This is a genomic window from Taibaiella chishuiensis (genome assembly GCF_003014535.1).
GTDB classification, from domain to species: domain Bacteria; phylum Bacteroidota; class Bacteroidia; order Chitinophagales; family Chitinophagaceae; genus Taibaiella; species Taibaiella chishuiensis.
Genome location: NZ_PYGD01000012.1, coordinates 89,805 through 102,167 on the forward strand (window position 1 = coordinate 89,805; position 12,363 = coordinate 102,167).

Below are 12,363 nucleotides of genomic sequence, written 5' to 3' on the forward strand. Positions count from 1 at the left end.
TCTTGTAATTTTAGTTAAGACGAGGAATTGATTTCTTTCCACAAAAATTCTTTGCGATTATTTGTAGCTAGCCGCAAAGCTCTGTGTTAAAGTAAATCCGCTCTCGTCGATGCTGTAGTTTACACCGTCGATCATGGTGGTGTAATAGTTGTAAGCCAGCATCGCAAAGAAAGAAGTACCGATACCTAATGCGGTATTGTACAGGGCCTCAGAGATACCTGCAGCCAGGGCGCCGGCATCAGGAGCACCTGCGTCAGACATTGCAGAGAACGCACTGATCATACCCACAACCGTACCTAACAGACCCAACAGGGTTGCAGCAGAAGTGATGGTAGAAAGGAATACCAGGTTTTTCTCCAGCATAGGCAGTTCCAGTGCTGTAGCTTCTTCGATCTCGTTGTGGATGCTGATGATCTTCTGATCAGTAGTCAGCTCGGTGTCGTGGATCATTTCTTTGTAACGCAGCAGACCTGCTTTCATTACATTACCTACGGAACCGCTCTGTTTGTCGCACTCAGCCAGGGCTGCGTCTACATTTTTATTAGCCAGGTGGTACTGTACTTTACGAACGAACTCGCCGCCGTTGATTTTACCTTTAGCTTTAGAAATAGTTACACCCCTTTCAATAACGAAAGATAACATAACCAGGAACATTGCGATCAGGAATGGCACGATGTATCCACCCATGTACATGTTACCCAGGAAGTTCTTAGGCTGATGTTTCACGGTCGGATCATTAAAGTTATCCGGATTACCCAATACAAAAATACGGATACACCAACCCACTGCGATACATGCAAGTACCACTACTAAATTGATCCAGAAGTTGTTTGAATTCTTTGGTTTGCCTGCGGCACGGGGGTTACTGGATGGTCTTGCGGTGGCTGTTTTTACGTCTGCCATAATTCTGTTTTTTTTGTTTACGAATTTGAATGTTTAAAAAAAATGAACTGTCTAAAAAGTCGCGACAAAAATATGTTTTTGAAGAACAAAAACAAGAGCTTGCCCTAAAAATTATCAATTAGTTAATTAACTAACCAAAAGTAAGGTTATTCCATCATAAACCAAAATTACCTTCTTTATGATTACTTTATTTATTGTCAGTTATTTATGACAAAAAAATAGCTTTTTTTATGACCTCTTCCGAAGCCATTACCGGCAATAGGACATTAAATAATTAGGTAACCCCTATGCCAGGTCTGCAGAAATTCTTATATTATGTTTTTTAGCGGGGGTAAATGGACTTTTAGGGCTGGGGCCCCCCTTCTTTCCGCTCTTTAAACAACTTATAATAACTGGTCCAGGCTGTCTTTCGGAAGCACGGTAAATACCCGTGCGCCATCGGGCGCATACTGGGGTTGCACACAGGCAAACAACTCATCGATCAGCGCCTGTGCCGCATCGCTCGAAAGCATGGTGGGCTGCGCCATACGCCGGGCCACTGTACGCAGCAGCTTCTCCTGTTGCTGGTCTTTAAGGTGTGCCGATTCGTGCTTCATCTGTTCCAGTATCTCTTCTACCAGCGCCTGCTCGCGACCGGCGGGTACATCGGGCGGTGCGCCCTGTACGGCATAGGTATTGGCGCCAAAGGGCGATATGTCATAACCCAGCTTGCGCAGGAAGGGCAATAACTCTTCCAGCAGTGCCGCATCGGCAGGACTTACCTGCAGCGTTGCGGGAAACAGTAACTGTTGGGTTACCGAATGCTCCTGGTTGATGCGCTCCTGCAGTCTCTCGTACTGGATGCGCTCCAGGGCCCTTTTCTGGTGCATCAGCAGGATGCCCGATTTCATGGTGCTTACCAGGTATTCGCGCCACTGCAGCACAGGTTGCTGGTGACTGTTATGATCCTCGAACGCGATCTTATGTTGTACGGCCTCCTCGGGTACATAGGCCGGCGCCCGGTAACTGCTGCTGCTACCGGCAGAGGGCAGGTCGGGGAAAAACGTTTCCCGTTGTGCAGCCCAGGCCTGGCGGTCGCCCTGCTTCTCGATCAGGTGGGCCTTACCGCCTTCTTTAAAGGTGCTGAACAGGTAGCTGTCGCGGGTAATTTCTTTCTGTTGCTCGGTTTGCGGCAGCCGTACCGCATCCAGGTTCTGGATATCGGCATTCAGCGTAAAGTCGAGCGAAGGTGCAATGTTAAAGCGGGCCAGCGCATGTTTTACTGCCGATTGCAGGTAGGCATATAACATACGGTCATCGTCAAACTTGACTTCCTGTTTGGTAGGGTGCACGTTTACGTCCACCCGTTGCGGGTCCAGTTCCAGGAAGAGCACGTAAAACGGGAAAGCCTCCTTGTCGATCAGGCCATCGAAAGCCGTAGCTACGGCATGATTCAGGTAGGCGTTGCGGATAAACCGGTTGTTGATAAAGAAAAACTGGTTGCCGCGGGTACGGGTTGCCGATTCGGGTTTGCCGATATACCCGTGTATCTTCAGCAGTTCGGTATCTTCATCTACGGGTACCAGGTTCTTTTCCGATTTATTGCCCAGCAGCTCTACGATCCGGGTCTTCTGGTTGCCGGCCGAAAGGTGGAACTGTTCCGTATTGTTATGAAAGAAACGGAAAGCGATCTGCGGGTAGGCCATCGCTACCCGCGTAAACTCGTCGATAATATGTTTGTACTCGGAGGTATTGGATTTTAAAAACTTACGGCGTGCCGGTACGTTATAGAACAGGTTCTTGATCGAGAAGCTGGTGCCCGGCGGGCAGGCCGCAGGCTCCTGTTTCAGTACTTCGGAGGCCTCGATCACCAGGTGGGTGCCCAGTTCTTCTTCATGCCGGCGTGTTTTCAGGTCTACCTGGGCCACGGCTGCGATCGAAGCCAGGGCTTCGCCGCGGAAACCCATAGTGCGTATGGCAAACAGGTCGTCGATCTGGCGGATCTTGGAGGTAGCATGGCGCTCGAAACTCATACGGGCATCGGCAGGGCTCATGCCGCTGCCATTATCCACCACCTGGATCAGTTCTTTTCCCGCATCTTTAAGGATCAACTGTATTTCGGTAGCGCCGGCATCGATTGCATTCTCCAGTAATTCCTTCACTGCAGATGCCGGTCGCTGTACGACCTCTCCTGCGGCTATCTGGTTGGCTAAATGGTCGGGAAGCAATTGAATGATATCGGGCACTATACGAAATTTAAAAGGTACGGATTGGCGGCCTGCGGGTATACATGAGTTGCCCCGTTGCAGGCCGCAGCGAAGTTAGGAAAAGGCAGGGAATAATACGGGCCTGCGGGGCGGCGGCCCGGAGCCTTACCCGGCGGGGTCCCCGGGGGTAGGGGTAACACCGGTTATGGTATCGTCGGTAGCATTGGAGGACGAGAATTCCAGCCGGTAGATCTTCATCAGCAGGATAAAGTAGGCCAGCAGCAGCGGCCCGAAGATCAGGCCCATCACACCGAAAAGCTGCAGGCCCACGATTACGCCGAATACGGTGATGAGCGGATGCACGTCGCCGATCTTTTTCATAATGGTAAAGCGTAGTACGTTGTCTACGTTCGATACCACGATGGCACAGTATAAAGCCAGGGCTATGCCCATACCCAGGTGCCCGGTAGCCATTACCACGATACAGATCGGTACCCATACGATCATGGTACCCACCATGGGCACGATCGAGGCCACGCCTGTAAGGATACCCCATACCAGGGCCTGGTCCACACCGAATATCCAGTAGCCGATTACCGCGATCAGGCACTGGCACAGCATCAGCACGGGTATGCCCACGGCATTGGACACGACCATGTTGCGGGTTTCGAGCCAGAGCGAATCTTTATTGGAATCCTGCAGCGGCAGCAGGCGCATAATTCTCTTCTCCATATCGCGGCCGCTCAGGAGCATAAAGTACAGGATAAAAAAGGCGGTAAGGGTATTGACCACTACACTGGCTGTGGCGTTCAGGAAGGAGGTGCCGATGCTCATTGCCTTCTGGATGGCCTGCTGTATCTGCTGATCGTCGATCTTCAGCTGGGGCACGTATTGTTCCGCCATATTCAGCAGCTTATTGCCCTGGTCTACCAGTTCGTTGGAGTGGTTGATGGCATAAGTGAGTTTAGGGATTAATAATTCTACCAGGGCCCAGAGGGGCAATACGAAGAGCACCACGCAGGCAAGGATCAGCACTACGGCCGATACCCATTTTTTCCAGCGTCGTTTTATCGTCAGGTTAAAGTAAAACTGGCGGAGCAAAATATATAAGGTGATCGCGCCGAGGAAGCCCGGGATAAAATATTGCAGCTGCCAGATCAGTACGATGCCGATAAAGGTAATGAGCAGGAGCAGGGTAATCTGTTTGAGTCCGTTCGTTCTTAAAATATCCATAGAATGAGATAAGGCTTGGTCTTTTTTCCGTTAGCGGGTAATAGAACCCAAAAGTATACGTTTTTGTTTAGTGCAAAATTTATTGGGTGATTACTAAACTTTTAGCCGGGTTAATTGTCTTTCTGCTTGGCATCGCACTCCTGTATGGGCTGCTGGGTTTACTTCCTGATGTATTTCTTTAACGTTCGGGAAAATTAAACGATAAGATTTTATTAAAAGAGCCGGCCTTGCCGGTAAATAACATAAAAGATTGTAGTTTTGTTCTATTCACATAATTCGTAATCAACATTTAAAATCAATTCATTATGGCAAACAGCGCAGGTAAAACAGTCGCAACATTATTAATCGGAGCAGCAGTAGGTGCAGCCGTAGGTTATGTATTAGGTACAGATAAAGATAAGCGCCAGGAGCAGGTAGACCGCCTGAAAAACAGTATCGATAAGCTGAAGGCCAAACTGGGCAAGAAAGCTTCCGATATCGAAGAAGAGATCTACAGCGCCTAATCAATTTCATTCCTAAATCTGCGGAATTTGAAAAATCCTATTAGTTCAATAAAAGAAAAAGTAACCCAGTATATACAGCTAAGGTTTGAACTGCTCCGTTTGGAAGTGGTAGAGCGCCTGGTAAATGTAATGGGTTACTTTGCCTTTATCATTATCTGCATGTTCCTGTTTTTTGCGACGGCTTTCTTTTTCTTTTTAGGGATAGCCGAGCTCATTAACCAGATCTTCAACAGTTATGCTTTAGGTTATTTCTGCACTTCGGCGATTGTACTGATCATCTCCATTTGTATCGTGCTTTCCAGTAAAAGGATCATCCGTTTTTTTGCGGGTAAGATGGCCTGGCTGCTGACGAAGCAGAAAGAAAGCAAAAAAGAAGAGGACGATATGGAATAGGTTCCGTACCGGTACCCGCTCCGCAACGCTTTTTTAATTAAACAGAGACGAATGGCAAAAAAATATACCAGAAAGCAGGTGGGTAGTTTGACAGAACTGGATCGTGAACAGGACCGTATCAGGAAGATGACCACCAAAATGGAAAACGAATGGCTGGACTCGATCCTGAATCCGCAACAGCTGGCGTTATCCGTGGTTACCGGGCTATTGTCGCGGCGCAGGAACAAGCAGGCGGCCCCCGGCTTTGCACTCTTCTCCGGTAAGAGGAAGAAGAAGGCTGATGGCACACCGGCTAAAAGCAAGGTGAACCATGTTACCGGTGCGGTAGCCGGCTTTGTCAAAAAGCCCGTTGTGGCCCGCGTGGCCAAACGTGTCGGTGTATCTTTCCTGCGTTGGCAGGCCTTCAACCTGGCCTGGTTTTTAGGCAAAAAAGCCTGGAAAGCTGTTCAAGAAAAACGCGCGGAGCATAAGCATCCGGTACTTAATAAATAATACGGGAACCGTATAATTCATAAACGATCGGTAAATAAAAAGGGAGGGAAATTATTTTCCCTCCCTTTTTATTTTTGTCAATGGGCTGTATGCAGCTTTTTTATTTTACAGAGTGTTTTACATAGTCCCTGATCTTGCGGGTGTAGTCGAAATAGCCGGCTTCCATGCGCAACCAGAAGATGATGAAGATCACCAGCCCGATACCGATCATAGAGATGGAGGGCCATTGGCTTTCCAGCGGGTTCATCAGGTAGAGGACACTGGCGCCTACTATACAGAACAGGCAGAAGATCACAATGAGGTATGGGCCGCCGATATCGATCCGGCGGGGCTTGGAGGTCAGGGTAATCCTGGTTCCTGCGCTTCCCGCACCCTGCATTTCTACATGGGTTATGGGTAGTGTTTTAACGGCATTGGTGTCTTCTGCATGGGGAATAATCTTCAACATTTTCTCTCGTTCCAAAATTTCAAAATCCAGATGATGCACTTGAATATGCTTTCCTATAAGACGCTGTCTTATATCCTCGGCCTGCAGCGGGGAGTTGTAGCGGTAAGTCCGTTTGAAAATCATAGGATTGTATTTTTTTAGCTGTGAGTAATTAGTTACAAATTACGATAAATTCAGAACAATTTAAAATTTTATATTCATATTTGAAAATATTACTATGATATAATTTGTAGATTATAAAAAATGCAGCAATCCCTTTTTTATTAAAGACCTGTCTACATTAAATAACGTTGGGAAAAAGAATAGTTAATTATTCATAATGAATTAGTATGTATTTTTATTAAGTTTCCCGCTAAAAAACAGGGTGAAGCACATATGAAGCAAATTTTTACAATTGTTCTCCTCTTATGGTCGGGCCTGGCAGCCCGGGCACAATTGGCCAAAGCCCCGGCACAGCTGGCCCTGGCGAATAGGGATATAGCGTTGCAGGCAGGGCTGGGCGGCCTGGAAGAAAAAGTGCGGTCTATGCCGAAAACGGAGGCCGGCACCATCCTGTACCTGCAATTCCATATGCCGCCCGACCGCGGCAAATTGCAGGACGCAGGTATTATACTCCAGGATTATGTACAGCACAATACCTATACCGCTTTTTGTACACCGCAGGCACAGGTGGCCCGCCTGCAGCAGTTTGCCGTAACGGCCTGGGCGCCTATGCAGGCAGACGATAAACTCAATATGCTGTTGCGCGACCCGGCAGGGCAGGAGGCGCAGCAGGTACTGCTGGTATCGGTAGTAAAGCCTTCAGGCGCAGCGGCGCTTAATGCCGCCCTGCCCGGCCTGGGCGGCAGGCTTAGTGTAGAGCAGCCCTGGAGCAAACAGGACCTTTGGCAGGTCGAAATGCCTTATGCCCGTATCCGCGAACTGGCCGCTGCGGGTTTCGTAAGGTATATCAACCCGAAAATGATACCGCAGCCGATGAATACCGAAGCCGAAGCCTTTACCAATACCGCCGTGGCCCGGCAACCCATTGCCCTTGGCGGCCACAACCTCCATGGCGAAGGCGTGATCATGGGGGTGGGCGACGATTCCAATCCTACCCATATCGATGTGATCGATCGTTTAAGAGGCTTCAATCCGCTGGTCTCCAGCGACCATGGTTTTCATACGGCCACTACCGTTGTAGGCGGTGGTCTTAAAGACGAGTATTTTAAAGGCTTTGCGCCCAGGAGCAATGTGATCTCCGATTACTTCAGCCAGATCATCTCCAACGCGGCCACCTACCGCAGCGATTTTGATATGGTCGTATCCAATAACTCCTACGGCAATATTCTTAAAAACTGCGCCTATGCGGGTACCTACGATGCCTATTCGCAGTTTACCGACCAGCTGATGCGCGATGTGCCCGACATGCTGCATGTATTTGCTTCGGCCAACGATGGCAATATGACCTGTACGCCTTATCCTACGGGTTATGCAACGGTTACGGGTTCTTTCTCCACGGCGAAAAATGTACTGACCGTAGGCGCTGTAGGCAAGAGCCGCGAGCTGCTGAGCAGTTATACCTCGCGTGGCCCCGTAAAGGACGGCCGTATGAAACCCGAGATCACGGCAGTAGGCTCCGCTTTATTTTCCGGTATACAGAACAACAACTATGGTCCCGGTTACGGTACCAGTATGGCCTGTCCGAATGTAACCGGCGCTGCCGGCCTCTTGTACCAGCGTTACCGCCAGTTGCACGGCAACCAGAACCCGGCCAATGTGCTGATCAAAACCTTATTGATGAACGGCGCCAGCGACCTGGCTACGCCCGGTCCCGACTATGCCTATGGCTTCGGCCTGCTCGACCTGGGCCGTTCGCTGACTATGCTCGACAGCAACCGCTATTTTTCCAACACCATCAACACTACCCAGGAGCAGACCTATACCGTAACCGTGCCGCCCAATACGGCGCAGGCCCGGTTTATGATCTGCTGGAACGACCCTGCAGTAGCGCCTTTGACGGTATCGACCCTGGTTAACGATCTCGATCTTGCTGTGGTTACCCCTGCAGCTGCTACGGTATTGCCCTGGATACTCGATGCCACCCCCTCGGCGGTAACTGCACCGGCGGTAAGAGGCTTCGACCGGGTGAATAATGTAGAGCAGGTAACGATCGATAACCCGGCAGCCGGTAATTATACGCTTAAAGTAAAAGGTTTTAATGTGCCCGAGCCCAACCAGCAATATGTAGTGGCTTACGATTTTCAGAAAGTGGGCATTACCCTGCAATATCCTTTCGGGGGAGAATCGCTCGTGGCGGGCGATTCCATGATCGTATACTGGGATGCTTCGCCGGGCAGCAATACCTTTGCTCTTTCGTTCTCTGCCGATAACGGCGCCAGCTGGACGCCGGTAAATGCCAGTATACCGGCCAACCAGCGTTTATATACCTGGTACCCGCCGGCGGGCCTGGCTTCCGACCAATGCCTGGTGCGGCTTAGCCGCAATGGTACCACGCAGCAGGAACAAAGCAAAGCCTTTATCCTGGCCGGACGTCCGGCTGCAGTGCTCAACCCTGTGGCCGAGCAATGCCCGGGCAGCGTTAAGCTAAGCTGGGCGCCGGTTACGGGCGTTAGTAATTACCAGGTATACCTGAAGCAGGGCAGCGAAATGTTGGCGGTAGCTGCCTTAACGGGTAATACGTATACCTTCAAAAACCTGTCGCACGACTCTACCTATTGGGTGGCTGTAGCCCCCCTGGTCAATGGTAAGCCGGGTATGCGTTCGGTGGCGCTGAGCCGGCAGCCAGCAGATGGTAGCTGTACGGGACTTACCCCTCATGGCGACTTAAGCCTGGAAGCTATTACAGGGCCGCAAAGCGGCCGCGAGCTTACCAGCACTTCGCTCACCATCGCGGCCAACCGTATGCTGCGGGTTAGAGTAGGTAACTACGACGGACAGAACGCCGCGGATTACCGTATCGCCTACCAGCTCGATAACGCCGCCTGGGTAAGCCAGGCCTTTACCGATGTGATCAATGCAGGCGGTACCCGCGTGCTGGATATTGCCGACCTGGGAGCGCTTGCGGTTACAGGCAACCATACGCTTAAAGTTGCGGTAGTAAACCAGGCGCTGACCGATCCGGTGCCGGGCAACGATACCCAGGTTGTCGTGATCAAACAACTGGCTAATCCTGCGATAGGACTGGGCGGCGGGTATACCGAAGACTTCGAAAATGCAGCCGGTCTCGATATCATGGGCAAGGGCATGATCGGCATCGACGGCGCCGATCGCTGGGACTTTACACAAACCAAACCTTTCGGCCGTATCCGCAGCTTCGTCAACAGCGATATCTCTATACAGGGCAACCGTTCGCTGAGTATGGATAACAATAATAATCAGCGTTTCGATATTGCCGGCAGTAGTTTCAATACGGCTACAGGCACCTTTAACCTGGCTGGTTATAATCCTGCTGGTTGGGAAGTGCGTTGCGAGTTTGACTACATCATGCATGGCGTACCTAAGTTCGATACCGGCAACCAGGCTTGGGTACGGGGCAGCGATACCGATCCCTGGATACCGCTTTATGCCTACCAGATCGATACCACAAACCTCGGCGTGGTACGCAATTCGGGTTCTTTGTCGCTTACCGATATCCTGCTCGCAGCGGGGCAAACCTTCTCTTCGTCTACCCAGATCCGCTTCGGGCAGTACGATACCTCGCTGATTGCGGCAACCTATTTCGGTAATGGTTTTACCATGGACAATTTCAAACTCTACACGGTTACCGATGATGTAAGCCTGTTGTCTATAGATTCAGTATACCACTATAATTGCGCGCTCAGCAGCACGTTGCCGGTGCGGGTTTCGGTAGTAAACGGGGTAAATTATACCATACATAATATCGCCGTATCGTATAAGATCGGCAACCTGCCTGCGGTTACCGAAATGATCGATTCCATTGCCGGTAAGGATACGCTGAGTTATACGTTTATACAAACGGCAGATCTCTCGGCCACGACTACCTTCGATGTATCGGCCTGGGTAAATGTGCCTACTGATACCTATCATCTCAACGACAGCCTGATGCATGTGCAGGTCATCAACCAGCCGATGATTGCCGCGTTTCCTTATCTCGAAAATTTTGAACAGGACAACGGGTTCTATTTTACCGAAGGTGTAAAAAGCAGCTGGGCCTATGGTACCCCGGCATCGCCGCGTATCAGTCATGCGGCCAGCGGCAGCAAAGCCTGGAAGACCAACCTGCGCGGCAATTACAACAGCGTCGAGCGCTCTTACCTGTACTCTCCCTGCTTCGACATCAGCAGCCTGGCCAACCCGACCCTGAGCTTCCACCTAGCTACCGACCTGGAAGGCGCTACCGATACGTCTTACTTCGATATCGCCTATGTGGAATACAGTAATAACGGGTATACCTGGAACCGGCTGGGCGCCGCAGGACAAGGCACCAACTGGTACAACAGTACTTTTGCCGGGGGCTGGGCCAAAGAGGGCGAAACCTATTGGCATGTAGCCACGATAGGCTTACCCAAAACGGGCAATACCATCTCGTTCCGCTTTGTACTGGTATCCGATCCGGGTAAGGAACTGGAAGGCATTGCGATCGATGATATTCATATCTACGACCTGCAACGCCCGATCTTCGACCAGGAGGCATTCCCGGCGGCGATAAGCCAGAATGCCGGACCGGCGCAGGTTCTGGACTTTACCAGTGGTAATGCCATCGGGCTTAACCTGCGCAACGGCGCTTCTACACTGGGATCGGTTACGGTACAGGCATACAAGCATACCGACTACATCAACGACGACAGCACCCAGTATTTCCTGCCCAAGAACTTTACGGTGCAAACTGCGAATGCGCCGGGCGACAGCGTTACCCTGCGTTTCTTCGTGCCCGACCAGGCGATGCGTACCGTAAGGGAAGACCAGGTATGCTACTCCTGTAGCAGCAGGCCCGTAGAGGTGCAGCAGTTGGGCATTACCAAATACGACGATCCCGACAAGCAAAAAGAAAACAATACCCTGGCCGACAATACAGGGGGGACTTATTCCTTTATCACCCGCGATAAGATACGTTGGGTGCCTTATGATATCGGCTACTATGCGGAAGTAAAAGTGAAGTCGTTCTCCGAATTCTGGTTTAATGATGGCGGTCCGAACCACGACCAGGTCCTGTCTTCCAATCTTTTTGATTTTACGGCCTCGCATTACGGCAAGCGTCATGCCCTGTTGCAATGGAGCTCGCAACTGGACGGGCAGACGGTGAAGTATGACATCGAACGTGCAGATCCTTCCATGAACTTCGAAAAGATAGCCACGGTAAACAGCGTAGCACAGAACGGTCATGCTTATAGTTATATCGATACGCCGTCTATCGTTGCGCCGGTGGTTTTCTACCGCCTGCAATACCAGTTGCAGGATGGCAGCCTGTTGTACAGCCTGGTGCGCAGGCTTGATTTCAGCGAGGTTGGCGGTACGGTAAATATCTACCCTAACCCGGTACGCAATGGCGTGTTGAATATCGAGTGGTTTAAAGGCAACAGCGAGGCTATAGACTGGCGCCTGAGCAATGTAAGCGGCCAGACGATCAATGTGGGCCGGATCGAGTACGATCTCTACAACGGGCATTATACCCTCGACCTGAACCAGTTTGGTTTATCGGCAGGCGTATACCTGCTGAAGCTCAACAGTGGCCGCGAACACTGGGAGTTCAAGGTCGTGTATTATCACTAATCCTCTATCTTAACAATGCAAACAGCCATGCTTCATAAAAAAGCATGGCTGTTTCGTTATCGGCTCCGGTTGCCGTTACTAAAAAAATATTAGTGTGAGGTTACCGGCAGCATTATATAAGAAGTTCCAGCAGAACGGTGTGCCGCCATTGCAGGCCGGCGAAGTTCCGGATGTGGCGGAGCAGCCGTTAAACACGCCATTGCCGACATAAACGGGGTTCAGATAGCTTGATGTAACGTCGAAGGTAACACTGGAAAAGGTACCCGATGGCGGCGCCGAAGGATTGGCAACATTGGCCGGGCTGGCAAAGCTGGTATTGCCGGGTGGCGCCGAGAAAGCGCCTCCCTGGGTAATACCGTATATGGTACAGCCGGTCGTGTTTACAATCGTGAGCGAATTGCCTGAAGCTGCTGTTGCCAGGCCCAGGACCAGCAAGGAACCGAGTATTGTTTTTTTCATTGCAGGCTGTTTT

Annotated in this window: 9 protein-coding genes; 4 read left to right on the top strand and 5 right to left on the bottom strand. The window is 50.7% G+C overall.

Annotation, left to right across the window (positions count from 1 at the left end):
- Positions 1–57 precede the first annotated feature (57 nt).
- From B0I18_RS22080 to B0I18_RS22090, 3 genes are all read right to left on the bottom strand, one after another.
- A complete protein-coding gene (locus B0I18_RS22080; RefSeq protein WP_106524933.1) occupies positions 58–903 on the bottom strand; it encodes a MotA/TolQ/ExbB proton channel family protein in 846 nt (281 codons plus the stop codon).
- Between the two features lie 383 nt (positions 904–1,286).
- Entirely contained in the window at positions 1,287–3,128 is a 1,842-nt protein-coding gene (gene mutL / locus B0I18_RS22085) for a DNA mismatch repair endonuclease MutL (protein WP_106524934.1), read from the bottom strand.
- A 126-nt stretch (positions 3,129–3,254) separates the two neighbouring features.
- Positions 3,255–4,322 carry an AI-2E family transporter gene (locus B0I18_RS22090; protein WP_106524935.1) on the bottom strand — a complete coding sequence of 356 codons (1,068 nt, stop codon included), beginning with the start codon at positions 4,320–4,322 and terminating at the stop codon, positions 3,255–3,257.
- Between the two features lie 305 nt (positions 4,323–4,627).
- Here B0I18_RS22090 and B0I18_RS22095 point away from each other — a divergent pair, with 305 nt between their 5' ends.
- From B0I18_RS22095 to B0I18_RS22105, 3 genes are read left to right on the top strand one after another with little or no spacing between them, the layout of a single operon-like run.
- Positions 4,628–4,825 carry a glycine zipper domain-containing protein gene (locus B0I18_RS22095; protein WP_106524936.1) on the top strand — a complete coding sequence of 66 codons (198 nt, stop codon included), beginning with the start codon at positions 4,628–4,630 and terminating at the stop codon, positions 4,823–4,825.
- A gap of 27 nt (positions 4,826–4,852) precedes the next feature.
- Complete coding sequence (locus tag B0I18_RS22100) at positions 4,853–5,218, top strand: phage holin family protein (protein WP_181358578.1); 366 nt, start codon at positions 4,853–4,855, stop codon at positions 5,216–5,218.
- Positions 5,219–5,269: 51 nt separating this feature from the next.
- Positions 5,270–5,710: a hypothetical protein gene (locus tag B0I18_RS22105; RefSeq protein ID WP_106524938.1), complete on the top strand. Its 441-nt coding sequence runs from the start codon at positions 5,270–5,272 to the stop codon at positions 5,708–5,710.
- A 100-nt stretch (positions 5,711–5,810) separates the two neighbouring features.
- Here the strand turns inward: B0I18_RS22105 and B0I18_RS22110 are convergent, their stop codons facing one another.
- Positions 5,811–6,158: a hypothetical protein gene (locus B0I18_RS22110; protein WP_146146841.1), complete on the bottom strand. Its 348-nt coding sequence runs from the start codon at positions 6,156–6,158 to the stop codon at positions 5,811–5,813.
- A gap of 375 nt (positions 6,159–6,533) precedes the next feature.
- Here B0I18_RS22110 and B0I18_RS22115 point away from each other — a divergent pair, with 375 nt between their 5' ends.
- Positions 6,534–11,891, top strand: coding sequence for a S8 family serine peptidase (locus B0I18_RS22115; protein WP_106524940.1), 5,358 nt, complete (start codon positions 6,534–6,536; stop codon positions 11,889–11,891).
- Between the two features lie 78 nt (positions 11,892–11,969).
- Here B0I18_RS22115 and B0I18_RS22120 read toward each other — a convergent pair whose 3' ends face one another.
- On the bottom strand, positions 11,970–12,350 hold the full coding sequence (locus tag B0I18_RS22120) for a hypothetical protein (protein WP_106524941.1): 381 nt from the start codon (positions 12,348–12,350) through the stop codon (positions 11,970–11,972).
- Positions 12,351–12,363: the final 13 nt, after the last annotated feature.